The following is an 18,617-nucleotide window of genomic DNA, read 5'->3' as shown; positions in this document are numbered from 1 at the left end:
GTAATGCTTTGTCAATAACCGTGATTCCTTACTACTTCCAATCAATTTCCGCTTTTACGGCTGCCTATCCTCAACAAGCCGGACTGGGCCAGGTAACGTCACCCCTTGGGCAGCAAGAGGGCGGCGTATTCAGACATTCCGCCCTCTGCGCTATCTGGCGCGCTACCGACGGGCGTGGGGGTTATGGCATAACCGCCACTTCACGCTTTTTTATCGCGGCGATGCCAGTTAGCCAGATTTTTCAGCGGCTGCTTCACATACGGGCTGGCTTTGATCAGGCTGAACAGCAGTTTATTCACCGCCGTACCCACCTTGTCCATCGGCCGGTCGATATCGAGAAACAGCACCGCACGCAGCTCGTCGGTGTCGTTGCGGACCTCGTGCTCGTAGGAATCATCAAACAGAATCACTTTGCCCTCATCCCAGTGCAGGATCTGATCGTCAACGCGGATCCACAGCTTTTCCCGATCCTTTGGCACGATCAACCCCAGGTGCGCACGCACCACGGCACGGGTCGGGCCCTTGTGGGGCACGATGTGATAGTGCGGTTTAAGAATCGAAAACATCGCGGTGCGCATGCCGGGGATCTCGCTGACCGCCTGTGCGGTGCGCGGGCAAATGGCGCAGTTATCATCAACCCGCTGCCCGTAGACAAACAGCCCGAAGGTTTTCCAGTTATCCCCTTTAGAGATGCGTTTCTGATCCGGCGATATTTGGTGGAACGCGGGAATATCTTCCGGATGCTCCAGCAGCCGATCCAACTCCTCCCGAATTGCCGGCCAATGGGCTTCCAGCGTGGCCACCCAGTTAAATTCATGATTACCGATCTGCGGCGTAGTCGAGATTAGCGAATGACGGGTCTGAAATTCGCCGTTCCAGCGCAGGAATCTTTTCCCGGCTTTAAGCAGCAGGCGGCGCAGGAGGGGGCGCTGAGATGCAGGGGGCAATGCGGTATCCGGCATAGAATCGTGTCCTTGATGTCATTGACGTTATGCAGTCAGCCAGAGACAGGGCCTGGCTCACCGAAAGAAAGGGTGAAAATCACAACGTCATTTAGCATAAGGAAAGCATCGCGAATAATTTTAATCATTAGTGCGCGAACGGTGAGCGGGCCTTGGGATAAAGGGGAAGGAAGGAAAAAAGCCCCTGCAAAGATGAGGGGCAAGACACACAACAACACCAGGGAAATCGGTAATACTCACTTTGCCGATACTATAAGGATTTTATGGGCAAACTTCACCAAAATATTGTGCTCTGAATGTGACAAAGACGCAGTGGTTCATAAGTAACGGTAATTTATTGCTGTCCTAAGGCCGAAAGGAAAGCGCTGGCGCCGCCCGTTGTTGCCCGCCAACATCGCAGAAGTTTAATGTTATGTAAATTACGCGCTTAACTGAGCCGGAATGCTTCTTTTTAAACGATAAGTTGGGTAATTTGGCCGCTCTCCCGCATGTTCGAGAGTATAACAATGAAAATGATCCGTCTGTTTGCCGTGGCTGGAGCGCTGATTGTGCTCGTTTATTTCCTTACACATACCTGAAATGGGGTTATCTCTGAATTTGACCGCAATATCCTAAAAAAACGGCGCCTTTCGGCGCCGTTTTTTGTTTGTCTGCCGATCAGCGGCCGAACAGGTCGCGGCGACGTGGGCGAACAAATTGTGCGATCAGCACAATCAGCGCCACCAGCAGATAGGCGCCGAAGATGCCGACCAGCCACTGTGGCATTTCCAGCGTCAGGAACTGCCATTGGCGCACGGAGCAGTCGCCGGAAGCGTGGAACACCGCCGGCAGCCATTTGTCCAGCGGCAGCCACGAAGGGAAGCTGACGAAGAAATCGCAGGTATTGAACGGCGAAGGGTGCAACTGGATCATGGTGTGCTTCCACGCCAGCTGTACGCCTTCCCAGGCGCTGTAAATCCACAGCAAGATCGCCACATAGCGCAGTGGGGTTTTCGGCGCGATGGCGCCCACCAGCGAGGCGCCGAGGATGCCGAACAGCGCGCAACGCTCATAAATGCACATGACGCAGGGCTGCAGCAGCATAACGTGCTGGAAATAGAGCGCGACCAGTTCCAACACCAACGCTGTCAGGGCCATCAGCAGCCAGGCGCCGCGTCCTTGTGAACAGCGGTTAAAGAATTGCAACATATCTAGATTCTTCCATGCAGTAAGCAATTGAACCGGCAGTGTAAACCAATTCCTTCTCGCTGCCAGCCACCTGGGCCGGATTCAGCGTAAAAATAGTCGGTTCACCCTGCCAGCGCCGCCTTAGTGGCCGACGGCGTCGATGGGCGGCAGCGCCAGCCAATGCCACTGCGTCAGCAGCTCGGTCGCCGGCTCCAGCGTGAACTGGACGCACAGCAGACCGACCACCGTCAGCACCACCGTATAAGGCAGGGCCATCCACACCATGCGGCCATACGACAGACGCACCAGCGGCGCCAATGCCGACGTCAGCAGGAACAGGAACGCGGCCTGGCCGTTAGGGGTGGCGACCGAAGGCAGGTTGGTGCCGGTATTGATGGCAACCGCCAGCAGCTCAAACTGCTTCAGCGCGATGGTGCCGGTCTCCAGCGCCGTGCGCGCCTCGTTAATGTAAACCGTGCCGACGAACACGTTGTCGGAAACCGACGACAGCAGGCCGTTGAACAGGTAGAACAGCGAAAGCTGAGAGGCGGGGTCGGCGCGCAGCACAAACTGGATCACCGGGCTGAACAGGTGCTGCTCGATGATCACCGCGACCACGGTGAAAAACACCGTCAGCAGGGCGGTGAACGGCAGCGCTTCCTGGAACGCTTTGCCGATGGCGTGTTCGTCGTTCACGCCGCACAGGGAAGTGGCGAGGATGATCACCGACAGGCCGATCAGCCCAACTTCCGCCAGATGGAAGGCCAGCGCCAGCACCAGCCAAACGCCGATCAGCGCCTGCATCACCAGCTTGAGGCGTTCTTGCCTGCTGCGGCCAGCGGTGGCTTTGCGATCATACTCTTTCAGCACTTCGCGCACCGCCGGCGGCAACTGCGCGCCATAGCCAAACAGGCGAAAACGCTCTACCAGCCAACAGACCAGCAGGCCGCACACCAACACCGGCAGCGTGACCGGCGCCATACGCAGGAAGAAATCGATAAAACCCCAGCCCGCGCTTTTGGCGATGATCAGGTTTTGCGGCTCGCCCACCATGGTCATGACTCCGCCGAGCGCGGTGCCGACGCCGGCGTGCATCAGCAGGCTGCGCAGAAAGGCGCGGAATTGTTCCAGCGTCTGCTTGCGCTCTTCACCGGTGAAATCGCTGTCATCGCCGATGTCGCCATCGGGGCGATTCGACGTCACGTTGTGATAGATGGAATAAAAGCCGGTGGCCACGCTAATCACTACCGCCACGACCGTCAGCGCGTCGAGGAAGGCGGAAAGGAAGGCGGCGGCCAGGCAGAACGCCAGCGACAGCAGCGTTTTTGACTGGATGTTGAGCAGCAGCTTGGTGAACACGAACAGCAGCAGCTGCTTCATAAAGTAGATGCCGGCCACCATAAAGACCAGCAGCAGCAAGACTTCCAGGTTATGTTCGATTTCCTGCGAGACCTGCGCCGGGCTGGTCATGCCGATGGCCACCGCCTCCAGCGCCAGCAGGCCGCCCGGCAGCAGCGGGTAGCATTTCAACGCCATCGCCAGGGTAAAGATGAACTCGACCACCAGCAGCCAACCCGCGACAAACGGGCTGGCGAAGAAGAACACCAAGGGGTTGACCGCCAGGAAAATGAGAATAGTCAGTTTGTACCAGTCGGGAGATTGCCCCAGAAAGTTTTTGAGCAGGGCGCTGCGCAGGGTTGTTTCCATTGTCCTTTATGCATCCTTAAATCAGTCGTAGCACGTACCCTAACAATGCGGCGGGGGCGGGCGCAACCGGAGCTTGTTTTACGGCGGCAAATTTCTGCCGGCCGGTGTTTTTGCGCGTTTTTTGCCACTTTATGCACACTTTCGTTTATTGTTTTTCGCTCACGCTATGTCATGTCAGCACGATCTGGTATGATGAGCTGATTACTTTTACTGATTTTATCGTCGCAACGGAACGTCAAACACATGGTCATAAAGGCGCAGAGTCCTGCCGGTTTCGCGGAAGAGTACATTATTGAGAGTATTTGGAATAATCGCTTCCCCCCTGGCTCTATTTTGCCCGCGGAGCGTGAGCTTTCGGAGTTGATTGGCGTCACGCGCACCACGTTACGTGAAGTGTTGCAACGTCTGGCCCGCGATGGCTGGTTGACCATTCAGCATGGCAAACCGACCAAAGTGAACAATTTCTGGGAAACGTCCGGCCTCAATATCCTTGAGACCGTGGCCCGTCTCGATCACAAGAGCGTCCCGCAGCTGATCGACAACCTGCTGTCGGTGCGCACCAATATCGCGTCGATCTTTATTCGCGCCGCGGTGCGCAATCATCCGGAACAGGCCCAGGAAGTGCTGGCGAAGGCCGCCGAGGTAGAAGATCAGGCGGACGCTTTCAATCTGCTCGATTACGAGATCTTCCGCGGCCTGGCGTTCGCTTCCGGCAACCCGATCTACGGCCTGATTTTCAACGGCCTGAAAGGGCTGTACACCCGCGTGGGCCGTTACTACTTCTCCAACCCGGAAGCGCGCAAGCTGGCGCTGACCTTCTACAGCAAGCTGTCCACGCTGTGCCATGAGAAGCTGTACGACCAGGTGATGGATACCGTGCGCAACTACGGTAAAGACAGCGGGGCGATTTGGCAGAGCATGCAGGGCACCATGCCGAGCGATCTGACCGAAGCGCGCCGCTGAATACGACTAAGAATATTAAGGCAAAATCGTTCGTTTGCCAGCGGTATTCCGAACGAGTCTAAAATAGGCGTCTGTGGTTCAGGGGTGAGCCGCAGGCGTTTTTTTTCGCCCTTGCCAAGATGTTTCTTGATTTATTGGCAAGGGCGTTTTCACCCGTAGCTTCTGCGGGTTATATTGTTAAATCCCGTAAGGCAATCATGCCGCCAAGATAAGTCATATGCTGGTTGTCGTAATATAATAATCTCTCTTTTTCTTTGAATTGACATCCATGTATATTACATAAATTTTTTGCGGGGAGGACGATCTTAAATAATAACCTATCTCTGAAAGGTATCATTAAATGTTCTAGGTTTATTCGCGGCATTGAGTATTTTGCAGTGTAATTGCCAGTATGGTACATGACGGTGGTAGTGGGGGTGAGGATTTTTGCCACTAGCTTTCTAAGCGGGATCTCTTCACTATCGAGCGCTTTAACGGTGTTGAACTTAATATAAGGGACATCTTCAATTAATACGACGCTTTTCCCAGCACTATTCAATTTCTCCACAACATTTTTAATTCCGAGAGTTAGCGCCTCTATTTTTGGGAGTTGCTTTCCTGGTGCAGAGTAACCTTCGTTGTCGTTAATTATTCCGGAATCCCACGAGGCGGCAATAATGACACTTTTTATCTTGGGGTTGTTGATTACGAAGTCAAGCGCTTTAGCGTTGTATTCTGCGCATTCTGTTGCATGCGAAGGATATGCGTTCATGGTTCTGAACACCCCAATAAGCATCGGGCAGGTCGCTTTTGTCAACTGATAAACAGACATTTGGTGCCGCTTTGCATAATGGTCGACGCCACCGCGGAGTGAAGCAGCGTGGCTGTCTCCCAATAGGGCGATACCGGCATTTTTGCTGCTATCCAGACAAACGCTCTCGGTTGAATATGACGTGTGGCCTTGACCGATCAGGCACTTGTCGGCAACCCGTTCAAGTTTGTCGGCTTCCGCTTGAACGACGGCTTGTGAGACAGGCTGTGTGGCGCCTTTAGTTAAATAAAAAACAGAAGTAGGCAGCATGAGAATGGCAATCAAGGATAAGTAACCGCGAATAATGCTGCTCTCCTGCAACCGCCAACCCTGGCGAAAAGGGGTTTCGATATAGCGGTATGACAGATAGGCAATGACCAGCGCGAGGCTGACGATTGTTAACGTCGCGCTGAGTGGCAGGGGCTGACTTGCAGATAGCCTGGCAAAAGAGAGCAGAGGCCAGTGCCATAGATACCACGAGTAAGACACCAGACCGACAAATACCATCACGGGATTGCCCAACAGCCAGCCGCTCAGGCGGCCGTTGCCTAAAATAAGAAGCAAAGCGCCCAGCGTGGGCACGAGCGCCGCCGCGCCCGGAAAAGGGGTTTCGCTGTTGAAGTATGATGCCGAAATGATAATCAAAATCGACCCGAGGATAAATTGCAATTCTTTTAGCCAGGCAGGTTGGGCGGAAAGACGATTCTGTTGTTGGGCTATCGCTAACCCTACCCCCATACCCAATTCCCAGGCACGCGTTGGCAACATGAAGAATGCAAAAAGTGGATTGGCCTGAGTGACAAAAAGACAGGTGATAAAGGACAACAGGGTGATAGCGGCGATCCAGAACAGCGTGTTGAGTTTTTTTCTAAACAGGAAACTCAAAAGCAAGGGTAGAAAAATATAAAATTGCTCTTCGACGCCTAATGACCACGTCATCAATAGCGGGTTTAGTTCAGCATTGGGTGAAAAATAGTTGGTTTTGTGCCAAAGAATAATATTCGGCACTGATAATATTGTTGCGCCAGAAAATAATGAGAAGTCTTTCATTTCCAGCGGGGAGAGATAAAATGCTGCTATCACGGAGATAACGGTTAACATGAAGAGCAACGCCGGCGCTATCCGCTTTATTCGTCTGCTGTAGAAGTTCAGGTAAGAAAACTGTCCTTGCGAATGTTCGCGATGAAGAATTCCACCGATGAGGAATCCAGAGATGACAAAAAATATATCAACGCCGATGAATCCGCCGCTTATTTGTTTTATGCCAGCATGGTAAAGAACAACCAGAAGGATGGCGATGGCGCGCAAGCCGTCAATGTCCTTGCGATAACGGTTAACCGTGCCCTGTAGGGTTTTTTTCATTTTATATGATTGCTAATTATTAAATTTGTATTACCGAAATTAGAAGTCGATGGGCTTTTTGTCAATTTTACCCGTCTGTTTTCGGACTTTTTCCGCCACCCGTTAAATGGATAAATAAAGCCATTCCCCGGCTTGCCGGGGAATGGCGCGGTGCGGTTACAGCGGCGTCGGCCGCGGCGGGCAACGTTCGAGCAACTCCACGCTGCCATCTTCGTTTTGTTGCTCGAGGATCACGTCGAAGCCCCACAGGCGATGCAGGTGCTTCAACACGTCGCGGCGGCTCTTATCCAGCGGTGCGCGTTCCTGCGGGATGTAACGCAACGTCAGCGAGCGGTCGCCGCGCAGGTCCACGTTCCAGATCTGAATGTTCGGCTCATGGTTGCTCAGGTTGTATTGCGCCGACAGCTCCTGGCGGATCGCCCGGTAACCGGCTTCGTTATGGATCGCGGCAATCTCCAGATAGTTGTTGCGATCGTCGTCCAGCACGGTGAACAACCGGAAATCGCGCATCACTTTGGGCGACAGGAACTGGCTGATAAAGCTCTCGTCCTTGAAGTCGCGCATGGCGAAGTGCAAGGTGTCCAGCCAGTCTTTGCCGGCGATGTCCGGGAACCAGTAGCGGTCTTCTTCGGTTGGCGACTGGCAGATGCGCTTGATGTCCTGGAACATGGCGAAGCCCAGCGCATATGGGTTGATGCCGTTATAGTACGGGCTGTTATACGGCGGCTGATACACCACGTTGGTGTGGCTGTGCAAAAACTCCAGCATAAACCGCTCGGTCACCCGACCCTCGTCGTACAGATGGTTGAGGATGGTGTAGTGCCAGAAAGTGGCCCAGCCCTCGTTCATCACCTGAGTCTGCTTTTGTGGGTAAAAATACTGGCTGACCTTGCGCACGATGCGCAGCACCTCACGCTGCCAGGGTTCCAACAGCGGCGCATTCTTCTCGATGAAATAGAGGATATTTTCCTGCGGCTCGCTCGGATACCGGCGCGCCTGCTCCGGCGACTCTTCGCGTTCGACGCGCGGCAGGGTCTTCCACAGCGTGTTCACCTGGCTTTGCAGATACTCTTCGCGGCTTTTCTGGCGCGCTTTCTCTTCTACCAGGGAGATTTTCTGCGGGCGTTTGTATCTGTCGACGCCGTAGTTCATCAGCGCGTGGCAGGAGTCCAGCAACCGCTCCACTTCATCGACGCCGTAGCGCTCTTCGCATTGGCTGATGTAGTGGCGGGCGAACAGTAGGTAATCGACGATGGAGCTGGCGTCGGTCCAGCTGCGGAACAGATAGTTATTCTTGAAGAACGAGTTGTGGCCATAGCAGGCGTGCGCCATCACCAGCGCCTGCATGGTGATGGTGTTCTCCTCCATCAGGTAGGCGATGCAGGGATTGGAGTTGATGACGATTTCATAGGCCAGCCCTTGCTGGCCCTGTTTGTAGCGCTGTTCGGTTTCGATGAACTTCTTGCCGAAGGACCAATGGGTATAGTTGATCGGCATGCCGACGCTCGAATAAGCGTCCATCATCTGCTCGGAGGTGATCACCTCGATCTGATGGGGGTAGGCGTCGAGCCGGTAATGCTTGGCGACGCGGTCGATCTGCTCCAAATACACCTGCAGCAGCTCGAACGTCCAGTCCGGTCCATCGCTCAGACGTTTATCATCCTTAACCTTTTCATGTGTTGAAGTAGTCATCAGCGCACCCTCATTATTCACGGGTCTTGCTCAAACGGCAGGCCCTGTAACAAGCATAGTTCAAGTCATAATTAACCGTTGCAAATCAGTGAAATAAAAATGTCGGTACGCAGGGGAGCGAACGGCAGTCAATCCAGCGCCCGCCGGCGCCGCGTCCGTCCCGGCAGAAGGCGGCGCAGCGCCGCGCTTCCTCTTCGAGTATAACCCTGCGGCAGGGGGGCGCAATAGGTACTCTGTAGCGCGACAGGGATTGAAATTTGTTATGTTATATTGTAACTTTTCATTTTCTCAATGACGGACAAGGAGCATCTTTTGGCGAGGCATTTTGGCAAACTGGCGGTGGCGCTGGCAGCGTTGTTTATCGGCGGGCAGGCGCTTGCCCACGGGCATCATTCACATGGCAAGCCGCTGACGGAAGTGGAAAAAAAGGCGGAAGCGGGCGTATTCGACGATAAAGACGTCAAAGATCGCGACCTGGCGGATTGGGAGGGCGTGTGGCAATCCGTGTATCCTTATCTGCTCAATGGGGATCTCGATCCGGTGTTCAAGAAGAAGGCGGAGCAGGATAAGAGCAAGACCTTCGAAGAAGTGAAGGCCTATTACCGCAAAGGGTACGCCACCGATGTGGATACCATCGGCATTGAGAACGGCGTCATGGAGTTTCATCGCGGCGACCAATCCAACGCCTGTCAGTATAAGTACGCCGGGCATAAGATCCTGACGTATGTTTCCGGTAAAAAGGGCGTGCGTTATCTGTTCGAATGCCAGGATGCCGGCAGCCTGGCGCCGAAATTCGTGCAGTTCAGCGATCACATTATCGGCCCGCGCAAATCGGCGCATTTCCATATCTTTATGGGTAATACGTCGCAGGAGGCTTTGCTGAAAGAGATGGACAACTGGCCGACCTATTATCCCTTCCAACTGCAGACTAAAGAAGTCGTGGACGAGATGCTGCATCATTGATGCGGCAATTCCGCAGATTCTGTGTGCGGCCAAGTCAATCGTACGGCTGAAAATAGCAACGATAAGGAGGAACTTGCCGCCTTCTGACTATTATGCGCTAAGCATTACTGACAGAGTGTCAGTGAAATGTGCCAACGTAATTTATAACGTCATCCCCAAAAATAAACCCGCAATTGCGGGTTTATTGATTCGTATACTACAGAAATATTTGCTGAAACATCGGTACTAACAGTTTGTTGCCATATTCACTGAGGTGGTCGTCATCGTAATATATCGGGCGGCCATTATGAGTGCTTTCGCAGAGACCGTTTTTGCACAGCATCGGAAGAGGATTGAGGATTTTGACACCGCATTTCTCCGCAGCCTCGTCCTGCGCTTCCCAAACGAATTGATGACGTTTGTGGTAATCCTCTTCCGAGAGGTAAATGTGCATGCTCTTGCCGAGCATCATTGAGCGGGAAAGTGTTTTCGGGACATCCAGCATCATTTCCGGCGTTGGCCTAACCAAGAACACCGGATGATCAATGGCCAACTCGCATGCTGTTGCCACCAGATCCTTTTTGAACTCCTTCAGAAACTCGGGGGTAGGGTGCGAATAGATCTTGGAAAAATAAACCATCGGCATATTCATTTTCGCCACGATATTGTGTTGGCCGAAGGCGTAGACGGATGAACGATTTATAATGACGATCGGGATCGTTCTATCAATGCGCTTCAATCTCTCACGTTCCCACTGGTTAAATTCGTGACACTGGCTTCCCGGCACTTCTCCGGGCACCATCTTCGCTCCGAAAAGAGTCGGGCAACTGGCGTAAGTCAGGTCAAGAACACCGTCATTCTTGTTAGGTAATGCGGCGACGACCCCAGTCAACATAGCGTCCGCATGGCTATCGCCTACCACCACGGCTTTAATGTCATGGCCGCCATATATGCATTCCGGTGAACGGGTGCTGGTAGAGGCAATGCACTTGTCGCGATTAGGGATAACGTTCAGGCTTTCGTTGGCCACTACATCAATTTGCGGTGGCACGCGATTTGGGAAATTGAGCTTGAATAGCGCGATAGAGGCGAAACCGATGATCGTAGTGCAAGTTGCGATCGTAAATGCATTTCCCCAGGCTGTTTGCTTCGACAGTCTTTTTCTGGCCGGGTTTTCGATCATTCTTAATGAGAGTTCGCCAAGAATAAGACTCAGAATGATGCCGGCAATCAGCCAATTCCATGAGCTCGCAGCGTTGTTGTAGCCGAGAAACACGACAATAGGCCAGTGCCAAAGATAGATTGAATAGGACGAGACGCCAAGACGTTCTGCCAGGTAGTTAGAGGTAAACAGAGAATTTTGGCGGCTTGCAGCCAGCACCAACATGGCGCCAGTAACCGGCACCGCTGCATATAAGCCGGGCCACGCCAAGCCGGGATTAAACAGCGTGATGGCGGCGATAATTAAAGCGAAACCAGACCATTCTAACCATTTAGCACTGGTAGCATGGAGTTGAACGTTTCGAGTCAATCCCCACACTGCCCCCCCGGCCAGCATCTCCCAAGCGCGCGTTGGCAGCAAATAAAATGCCGATGATGGAGATTTGATCGCGAGGTAGCAGGACAACGCAAATGAAAGTATCAGGCCGACGAATATCGTCAATTGAATACCGCGAGTTTTCCACAGACGAGCCATGAACACGAGAGCAATGGGCAGAATAATATAAAATTGCCATTCAACGGAAAGTGACCAGGTATGTAGTAACCACTTCTCATGCGAGTCTGCGTCAAAATAGCCGGCCTCGCGCCAAAACTTGACATTTGAAACAAAAAGAATTGCGGTCAGAACGTGTTTGGCAAGGGTGGTGTAATCCGTAGACACAAGGAAAAACCACCCCAGCACCAATAAAGTGATGCACAGGGCCATGAGAGCTGGAATGATTCGCCGAGCGCGCGCCAGATAAAAATGCCAGATAGAGAACTTGCCGGTTTCCAAACCGCTGACAATTATTTGTGTCATTAAAAAGCCGGAAATAACAAAAAACACATCTACCCCGACAAAACCGCCCGCAAAACCGGGGATGCCGAAGTGAAAAAGAACAACGGCGATGACGGCCCAGGCTCTTAACCCGTTAATGTCATGCCGGAAGACCCTTGCAGTAGAAGTCATATTGATACTCATTTATCAAAATTATGATGTTGATTAACAACTTGTAACGTTGCTTGGCGATGTATTTTGCACCAAGTGACAAAAAATGCCTATACGTATGGCTGTTGAATAGGATTTTTACGCAGAAACTGGTGTTTGATCGGTGATGAAGCGATGTGTTGGCCTGAAGAACGGGCGATTTTTGCATGGTTTGCCGCGAATCGAGATACGCAAGCCATAAGGTGTTTAAAGGATGTTCGTTTTTACTGCGTTTTTTATGCTGCCGAGGTAGAAAACCTTTTTTTTGTTTTTATGCTTTGTTTTGTATTTTTTTTGGTTTTTTATTCTTAATGATTTGTGGTTGGTGCTTTTATGTTCTGTTAAATTCTTGTTGCCTTTCACGCCTTTTTTCATTGCTATCATTGATAGCAATGATGTCGAATCAGCGGCGCTCTGACGCCATATCCCCCCTTAAACCGCATCTTATCGCTATTTTCAGGTGGCTATTGCAAATGCAGAGCCCATCGACGATAAATTAATTGTGAATATTGTCACGTTTGATGATGAAGTTGTTGGACGGATTTTTTCACTGAGTTAATTTCCTGTGAGCAGAAGATTATGCTTTGTGAAGCCTTGAGCTGGAGTCAGCGATGCGAGTGGTAATTTTAGGTAGTGGAGTGGTGGGCGTAGCCAGTGCCTGGTATTTGGCGAAGGCGGGGCATGAGGTGACGGTGATCGATCGTCAGCCAGGTCCTGCACTGGAAACCAGCGCGGCGAACGCCGGGCAGATTTCACCGGGCTATGCCGCTCCCTGGGCGGCGCCGGGCGTGCCGCTGAAGGCCATCAAGTGGATGTTCCAACGCCATGCGCCGTTGGCGATCCGTCTCGACGGCAGCAGCTTCCAGCTCAACTGGATGTGGCAGATGCTGAAAAACTGCAACACCGAACACTACATGACCAACAAAGGCCGCATGGTGCGCCTGGCAGAATATAGCCGCGACTGTATCAAGGCGCTGCGGCAGGAAACCGGCATCCAGTACGAAGGCCGCCAGGGCGGCACGCTGCAGCTGTTCCGCACCCAACAACAGTTCGAAAACGCAGCGAAAGACATTGCGGTATTGGAAGATGCCGGGGTGCCTTACAAGCTGCTGGAGGCCAGCCAGCTCGCCAGCGTTGAGCCGGCGCTGGCCCAGGTGGCGCACAAGCTGACCGGTGGTCTGCAGCTGCCGAACGACGAGACCGGCGATTGCCAGCTGTTTACGCAACAGCTGGCGAAGATGGCAGAGCAGGCGGGCGTGACTTTTCTGTTCAACCGCAGCGTCGATCGTCTGCTGGTGGAGGGCGACAAGATCGCCGGCGTGCAGTGTGGCGAGGAAGTGTTCAAGGCCGATAGCTACGTGGTGGCGTTCGGCTCCTACTCCACGGCGCTGCTGCGCGGCCTGGTGTCGATACCGGTTTACCCGCTGAAGGGCTATTCGTTGACCATTCCTATCACCGACGAAGCGGCGGCGCCGTTCTCTACGGTATTGGATGAGACGTATAAAATCGCCATCACGCGCTTCGACCAGCGTATTCGCGTTGGCGGCATGGCGGAGATCGTCGGTTTCAACACGCAGCTGGAGCAAAAACGGCGCGAAACGCTGGAGATGGTGGTACGCGATCTCTACCCGAACGGCGGCAGAGTGGAGGACGCGACGTTCTGGACCGGCCTGCGGCCGATGACGCCGGACGGCACGCCGATTGTCGGCCGCACTTCGCTGAAGAACCTGTATCTCAATACCGGGCATGGCACGTTGGGCTGGACGATGGCCTGCGGTTCCGGGCAGCTGTTGTCCGATCTGATGTCCGGTATTACGCCGGCGATCCCTTCCGATGATCTGGCGGTGGCGCGTTACAGCGCCGGGTTTCGCCAGCAACACGCGGTTCCGCTGAACGACGTGCATCCCGCACGTTAATCGTCGACGCTGTCATAGACTTTCCCGGCCACGCGCAGGCGCGCGTGGCCGCTGTATGCTGCCCCAAGGAGAACCGATGCCCCGTCCCATAACCGCCACGATGCATCTCGGCGCGATTGAAAATAACCTGCAGGTGGTGCGCCGTTTCGCCCCCGGCGCCAAAGTGTGGGCGGTGGTCAAAGCCAACGCCTATGGCCACGGTATCAAACACGTTTGGCGCAGCATGGCGCAAACCGACGGCTTCGCCATGCTGGATCTGGCCGAAGCGGTGCTGTTGCGCGAATCGGGTTGGCAAGGGCCGATTCTACTGCTGGAAGGTTTCTTCCAGCCGCAGGATCTGGCGTTGCTCGATCGTTATCGCCTGACGACGGCGGTGCACAGCGACTGGCAGCTGGCGGCGATCGCCGACGCCACGCTGAGCGCGCCGCTCAATGTCTATCTGAAAGTGAACAGCGGCATGAATCGGTTGGGGTTCGCACCCGAGCGGCTGCGCGAGGTGTGGCAAAGGGCGCAGGCGGTTGCCAACATCGCCGAACTGACGCTGATGAGCCATTTCGCTACCGCCGACGGCCCGGAAGGCGTAACCCAGCAGATGGCCACTATCGAGACGGCGGCTACCGATATACCGCTGCCGCGCTGCCTGGCCAATTCGGCCGCTACGCTGTGGCACCCTTCGACCCATGGCAGCTGGGTCCGCCCTGGGATCATTCTGTATGGCGCTTCGCCGAGCGGTTGCTGGAATGATGTTGCGGCGACGGGGCTGCAGCCAGCGATGACGCTGAGCAGCGAGATCATCGGCATTCAACAGCTGAAGTCTGGCGATCGCGTGGGCTACGGCGGCCGTTACAGCGCCGCTGGCGCGCAGCGTATCGGCGTGGTGGCCTGCGGCTATGCCGACGGCTATCCGCGCCATGCGCCGACCGGTACGCCGGTATGGGTGGATGGTGTACTGACCCGCACGCTGGGAACGGTATCGATGGACATGCTGGCGGTGGATCTGACGCCCTGTCCGCAAGTCGAACTGGGCGCCGAAGTGGAGCTGTGGGGGAAACGCCTGCCGGTGGACGAGGTGGCCACGGCGGCAGGGACGTTAGGCTATGAGCTGCTGTCGGCCTTAGCGGCGCGGGTGCCGGTCGTCACCGAAGCCTGAGCCGCGGCTCAGGCGACTTTTCTAATCAGCCCTTTAATCTGCTTGCTGAGCCGCCGCGCATGCAGCGCCAGCAGGCAGCCTGCCAGCATCACCAGCGCCAGCGAGAGCTTGGGTTGCAGCGGCAACGCCATCGCCACCAAACCCAGCGCGGCGCCGCCCGCCATCTGCACGAAACCGACCAGCGCGGACGCGACGCCGGCCTCATTGGAATACGGCTCCAGCGCGTAGCTGGTGGCCGGGCCCATCACGAACGCCAACCCAGCGCAGGCGCTGGCGACCGGCAGCATATACGCCAGCCAGTGCGCTTGTGCCGTTGCAGGCAACAGCATGACGCCCAGCAGCAGGCCCAGACAGCCCAGCCCCATCAACATGCCGCCGGTCGCCAGACAAACCGGGCGGCCGACCTTGTGGATGATGCGGTTGGCGAAGAAGCTGACCAGCATGATCCAGAAACCGTTGGCGCCGAACACCAGCGAGAATTGCAGCGGGGTCAGGCCGGCGGTACCCATCAGCACGTTCGGTGCCAGAGAAACGTAGGTCAGCGCCATGCCCATCGCCCCGGAGTTCACCACCGCAAAGGAGAGGAAGCGGCGTTCGCTGAGGATGCGCGCGTATTGGCGCACCGGCAGCCCTTTGACCGGCACGGTATCTGCGGGGCGGGTTTCCGGCAGGCGCAGCGCGATGAGCGCCAACACCAGCAGCGCATAGCCGACCAGGAACCAGAAAGGCGCGCGCCAGCCGAAGGCTTCGGCGAGCAGGCCACCGAGCAGCGGCGCCAGCGCTGGGATGATGTTCAGCGTGCCGTTGAGAAAACCGAAAGCGCGGGCGGCGTCGTCGCCATTCAGGCGATCGCGCACGCCGCTGAAGGCGACGACGGCGGTGCAGCAAACCGCCACCCCTTGCAGCAGACGCGAAGCGATGAAAACCGTCGGGTTGGTGGCCAGCGCCGCCATCGCGGCGCCGATCATGTAGAGGATAATGCCGGCCAGCGCCACCGGCTTGCGTCCATAGTTATCGACCAGCGGGCCGGCGATGACCTGGCCGAGGCCGAGCACCAGTATAAACAGCGATATGGTGGATTGGATCAGCGCTTCACTGCTGCCGAGGCCGACGGCAATGGCGGGAATGGTCGGCAGGTAAAGATCGATGCCTAATGGGCCGAGCAGCACCAGGCTGAGAAGCATAAACAGAAACTTTTGCATAACAGGAAAGGCACGTCCGAGTGACAAAGAGGGCTAGAGTAGAGACTCTGGCGGCAAATGAAAAGGGGCAAAGCGGGTCAGCGCTGCGCCCCCTGGCGGTAATAGAGCGCCGAGACGGTATCGGCCACATAGCGGGCCTGGTGGCGAGCATCATCCAGCGCGCGATGCGGCATGCCCTCGAACGGGCGGGTCTTTTTCGGGTTAAAGCCGTGCAGTTCCGCCAGCGTGATCACCGTGCGTACGTCCTGAGTATCCCAGAATTTCCACGGGCAGGGCATTTCCAGCTGCTGGAAGGCGTGCTCGAGGATCGCGCAGTCGAACTCTTTGCCGTTGCCCCAGACTTTCACCGTATCGGTGCTGTTCATATGGATGAAGCGGCTAAGGCTGCTCAGCACGCGCTTCAGGCTCTCGGTGCCGCCGAAGGCCTGCTTGCGCGCTTCATCGGACTGTTTCGCCCACCAGGCGACCGTATCCAGGCTGATGGTACGGCCCGGTTGGTCTTTCTGGCTGCTGACGGCGGCTTCGAATTCGGCGCCCAGCTCCCCGGTTCGAGGATCGAAAAACACCGCCGCAACCACCAGGATGACGGCGCTGGGTTTTATATCCAGGGTTTCAATATCTAACATCAGATGGTGCATCGGCGTTTCCGGTGGTTGGCGTGGTGGCTTAATGTTACTACAGAACGTGCGCCGATGCGGCCGGTGCGCACATGAAATCCTTTTAAAGCGCCGCGTTCAGGTTATGATGCTTGGGATACTCTTGTCTGGTTGGTCGCTATCGGTGAGAACGCTTATCTTTATTCTGTGCATGGTTGGCTACTTGCTGCTGCTGGGCTACCTTAGCGTGTTTGTCACGGACAAGATCTGTGAGAAGGCGGGCAACTACACCAAAATATGCCGCATCGTAGACATTTCCGAGCCCCATATCCCCAAATAGCGCCGTGTTTACCCCAGGTAGTCAGTGGTAATCAACGGGGTCAGAATGGCCGCCAGCGCCGTGAGCGCGCCCCATTGCCGCCAACCCAGCCGCGCCAGCCAGTCATGCCGCTGCGGGGGCGTGGCCAGTTGCCCGACGGCCACGGCACCGGTAAGCAGCAGCGTCAGAATCAGCAGCACCAGGCCGCGGCTCACCAGCGTGAATTCAACATGCAGCACATTGGCGTAATACAGGCGCATCAGGATAAAATAACTCAGCAAGATCCAGGCGAAAACGACGTTCTTCTTGAGCACCTGCTGCAGCATCAGCGCGAGGAACAGGCTGTGAAACAGCGACAGCAGGGGCGCCTCAAGCGGATGCCGAACGCAGACGTTGTAGACCGCCATGTAAATGTTGAAAACCAGCAGGATATAGATCACGTAAATATACCAGCCGTAGATCACTTTGAGCTTTTTCGGGCTCGGCGGCAGGGCGAGTGCGTCCGGTTTCATTAATGCCTCCTGATGATGCCAGGCAAACGCTGCGGTTGAAGACGGCGCGGCGGCATCGTAATTTAAAATTCACAGGGTATATATCACCCGCGCGCTAAATGACGATTAAACACAGGATCGGCTTTATTTCCGCGCTGGCCTGGAACTCTTTTTCGTGCGCGGGGTCGGCTGGCGTGCGACTATTTGGCCGTTTCTGCACCATGGTGAAAGACGCAATATATTGATATGAAAGATTATAAAAACACTTCGGGCACTAAGATTCTGCTGCTGTTCAGCCTGGCGTTTTACACGCTGTTGCCGCCGCTGTTGACGGCGGCCGTGTTCAACCGTTTCAATCTTAACCCCTTCGCGATCGTCAAATTTTTGCACTTCAACCCGTTTTTGGCCGACCGGGGCATACCCGGTTATCAAACTTTCTTCTACTTGCTGATGCTCTGGTTGGGGATAAATATTTTTCTGTGGCTGCTGGTGTGGGGGACGGGGCGGTTGTATCGGTGCTGGCGAGCGCCGCGCGGCTGATATTTTCCCAAAGGGAAAACGTTGCGCAGGGAAATGACTTTACAATCAATAATGAGACGTATTATCATCTTTTCGCCGGTGAGGGGAAAGGGTTGTCTCCTTCTGTGCCCCCCGAGCCGGCACGACATTGCTCACATTGCTTCCAGTTTTCATGCCAGCCTTGCGCTGGCGTTTTTTTATCCCACGCCAAAAATCCGCGACGCCGGCGGCCTTCCCTTTTTCATTAGCATGGCTGTTTAAAAACCCAAACCCGCCGCGAGGTCTGTTGGGGGATTAGAACAGCGAAAACAGCAACACGACCGGCAGGCTCAACGGCCAGGTTAACCCTATGGTCAGTGCGCTGATACAGCGTATTTTGACGGTGTCCCGGCTAACCAGGTAGGTGAAAATCATAGAAACTAACAGACCAATAAAATAACAGTATTGCGTTGCAACCCACAGCGACGACATGAAACCCGATCCCAGTTGTATTTTTACGCGCGAATTCTAGGAGCTTGGCGGGTGATAATCAATGACCAAAGGCCGTTTATTCATACCTTTATCCATAAGAATGCATAATTTATTTCTATAAAGAACGTAGGGTTATTAACGGCTTTCCGGTTATTACAAAAAGAAATCAACAACATAGTT

15 protein-coding genes are annotated in these 18,617 nt (G+C 54.8%); 5 read left to right on the top strand and 10 right to left on the bottom strand.

Translation table 11 applies throughout. The annotated features are described in order from the left end of the window. Positions 1-200: 200 nt before the first annotated feature. The 3 genes from QOL81_RS02200 to nhaB form a co-directional block, all read right to left on the bottom strand. A complete protein-coding gene (locus QOL81_RS02200) occupies positions 201-962 on the bottom strand; it encodes an aspartyl/asparaginyl beta-hydroxylase domain-containing protein (RefSeq protein ID WP_060423885.1) in 762 nt (253 codons plus the stop codon). Between the two features lie 657 nt (positions 963-1,619). After that, positions 1,620-2,150, bottom strand: a complete 531-nt coding sequence (gene dsbB, locus QOL81_RS02195) for a disulfide bond formation protein DsbB (protein ID WP_033643335.1) — start codon at positions 2,148-2,150, stop codon at positions 1,620-1,622. A 120-nt stretch (positions 2,151-2,270) separates the two neighbouring features. Next, complete coding sequence (gene nhaB, locus QOL81_RS02190; protein WP_197826992.1) at positions 2,271-3,836, bottom strand: sodium/proton antiporter NhaB; 1,566 nt, start codon at positions 3,834-3,836, stop codon at positions 2,271-2,273. Positions 3,837-4,079: 243 nt separating this feature from the next. Here nhaB and fadR point away from each other — a divergent pair, with 243 nt between their 5' ends. Beyond that, the gene (gene fadR, locus QOL81_RS02185) at positions 4,080-4,799 is read left to right on the top strand and encodes a fatty acid metabolism transcriptional regulator FadR (protein ID WP_025303107.1); all 720 of its coding nucleotides are present in this window, start codon (positions 4,080-4,082) and stop codon (positions 4,797-4,799) included. Positions 4,800-4,968: 169 nt separating this feature from the next. On the opposite strand, the gene QOL81_RS02180 is transcribed toward fadR, so the two are convergent. Together QOL81_RS02180 and QOL81_RS02175 are read right to left on the bottom strand one after the other, a co-directional pair. After that, a complete protein-coding gene (locus QOL81_RS02180; protein WP_283439600.1) occupies positions 4,969-6,951 on the bottom strand; it encodes an acyltransferase family protein in 1,983 nt (660 codons plus the stop codon). Between the two features lie 156 nt (positions 6,952-7,107). Continuing rightward, complete coding sequence (locus tag QOL81_RS02175) at positions 7,108-8,643, bottom strand: SpoVR family protein (protein WP_060423874.1); 1,536 nt, start codon at positions 8,641-8,643, stop codon at positions 7,108-7,110. Positions 8,644-8,955: 312 nt separating this feature from the next. Here QOL81_RS02175 and zinT point away from each other — a divergent pair, with 312 nt between their 5' ends. Beyond that, entirely contained in the window at positions 8,956-9,606 is a 651-nt protein-coding gene (zinT, locus tag QOL81_RS02170) for a metal-binding protein ZinT (protein ID WP_149571099.1), read from the top strand. A gap of 196 nt (positions 9,607-9,802) precedes the next feature. On the opposite strand, the gene QOL81_RS02165 is transcribed toward zinT, so the two are convergent. Then, positions 9,803-11,755: an acyltransferase family protein gene (locus tag QOL81_RS02165; protein ID WP_060423871.1), complete on the bottom strand. Its 1,953-nt coding sequence runs from the start codon at positions 11,753-11,755 to the stop codon at positions 9,803-9,805. A gap of 629 nt (positions 11,756-12,384) precedes the next feature. Between QOL81_RS02165 and QOL81_RS02160 the strand changes: the two genes are divergently transcribed. Together QOL81_RS02160 and dadX are read left to right on the top strand one after the other, a co-directional pair. Next, positions 12,385-13,689, top strand: a complete 1,305-nt coding sequence (locus QOL81_RS02160) for a D-amino acid dehydrogenase (protein WP_060423866.1) — start codon at positions 12,385-12,387, stop codon at positions 13,687-13,689. A 76-nt stretch (positions 13,690-13,765) separates the two neighbouring features. Beyond that, a complete protein-coding gene (dadX, locus tag QOL81_RS02155) occupies positions 13,766-14,839 on the top strand; it encodes a catabolic alanine racemase DadX (RefSeq protein ID WP_060423863.1) in 1,074 nt (357 codons plus the stop codon). Between the two features lie 8 nt (positions 14,840-14,847). Here dadX and QOL81_RS02150 read toward each other — a convergent pair whose 3' ends face one another. The 3 genes from QOL81_RS02150 to QOL81_RS02140 form a co-directional block, all read right to left on the bottom strand. Continuing rightward, entirely contained in the window at positions 14,848-16,041 is a 1,194-nt protein-coding gene (locus tag QOL81_RS02150; RefSeq protein WP_283439599.1) for a multidrug effflux MFS transporter, read from the bottom strand. A 77-nt stretch (positions 16,042-16,118) separates the two neighbouring features. Further along, positions 16,119-16,679 carry a 3'-5' exonuclease gene (locus tag QOL81_RS02145; RefSeq protein WP_060423857.1) on the bottom strand — a complete coding sequence of 187 codons (561 nt, stop codon included), beginning with the start codon at positions 16,677-16,679 and terminating at the stop codon, positions 16,119-16,121. 306 nt (positions 16,680-16,985) lie between these two features. After that, positions 16,986-17,468, bottom strand: coding sequence for a hypothetical protein (locus QOL81_RS02140; RefSeq protein ID WP_060423854.1), 483 nt, complete (start codon positions 17,466-17,468; stop codon positions 16,986-16,988). A gap of 225 nt (positions 17,469-17,693) precedes the next feature. On the opposite strand from QOL81_RS02140, the gene QOL81_RS02135 reads away from it, so the two are divergent. After that, positions 17,694-17,987 (top strand): hypothetical protein, encoded by a 294-nt coding sequence (locus QOL81_RS02135; protein WP_283439598.1) that lies wholly within the window; start codon positions 17,694-17,696, stop codon positions 17,985-17,987. A 273-nt stretch (positions 17,988-18,260) separates the two neighbouring features. On the opposite strand, the gene QOL81_RS02130 is transcribed toward QOL81_RS02135, so the two are convergent. Continuing rightward, positions 18,261-18,437, bottom strand: a complete 177-nt coding sequence (locus tag QOL81_RS02130) for a GhoT/OrtT family toxin (RefSeq protein WP_033634815.1) — start codon at positions 18,435-18,437, stop codon at positions 18,261-18,263. Positions 18,438-18,617: the final 180 nt, after the last annotated feature.

Source organism: Serratia sp. CC22-02 (genome assembly GCF_900182895.1).
In the GTDB taxonomy this organism is placed as follows: domain Bacteria; phylum Pseudomonadota; class Gammaproteobacteria; order Enterobacterales; family Enterobacteriaceae; genus Serratia; species Serratia nevei.
The sequence above is the reverse complement of the archived record's forward strand: the minus strand, read 5'-3'. Positions and strand labels throughout refer to the sequence as shown.

Coding starts and splice junctions, on each gene's coding strand:
- QOL81_RS02175 (WP_060423874.1), bottom strand. CDS start 8,643: ATGACTACTTCAACACATGAAAAGGTTAAGGATGATAAACGTCTGAGC.
- QOL81_RS02160 (WP_060423866.1), top strand. CDS start 12,385: ATGCGAGTGGTAATTTTAGGTAGTGGAGTGGTGGGCGTAGCCAGTGCC.
- QOL81_RS02145 (WP_060423857.1), bottom strand. CDS start 16,679: ATGCACCATCTGATGTTAGATATTGAAACCCTGGATATAAAACCCAGC.
- QOL81_RS02130 (WP_033634815.1), bottom strand. CDS start 18,437: ATGTCGTCGCTGTGGGTTGCAACGCAATACTGTTATTTTATTGGTCTG.
- QOL81_RS02165 (WP_060423871.1), bottom strand. CDS start 11,755: ATGACTTCTACTGCAAGGGTCTTCCGGCATGACATTAACGGGTTAAGA.
- QOL81_RS02140 (WP_060423854.1), bottom strand. CDS start 17,468: ATGAAACCGGACGCACTCGCCCTGCCGCCGAGCCCGAAAAAGCTCAAA.
- QOL81_RS02180 (WP_283439600.1), bottom strand. CDS start 6,951: ATGAAAAAAACCCTACAGGGCACGGTTAACCGTTATCGCAAGGACATT.
- nhaB (WP_197826992.1), bottom strand. CDS start 3,836: ATGGAAACAACCCTGCGCAGCGCCCTGCTCAAAAACTTTCTGGGGCAA.
- QOL81_RS02150 (WP_283439599.1), bottom strand. CDS start 16,041: ATGCAAAAGTTTCTGTTTATGCTTCTCAGCCTGGTGCTGCTCGGCCCA.
- QOL81_RS02200 (WP_060423885.1), bottom strand. CDS start 962: ATGCCGGATACCGCATTGCCCCCTGCATCTCAGCGCCCCCTCCTGCGC.
- dadX (WP_060423863.1), top strand. CDS start 13,766: ATGCCCCGTCCCATAACCGCCACGATGCATCTCGGCGCGATTGAAAAT.
- QOL81_RS02135 (WP_283439598.1), top strand. CDS start 17,694: ATGAAAGATTATAAAAACACTTCGGGCACTAAGATTCTGCTGCTGTTC.
- dsbB (WP_033643335.1), bottom strand. CDS start 2,150: ATGTTGCAATTCTTTAACCGCTGTTCACAAGGACGCGGCGCCTGGCTG.
- fadR (WP_025303107.1), top strand. CDS start 4,080: ATGGTCATAAAGGCGCAGAGTCCTGCCGGTTTCGCGGAAGAGTACATT.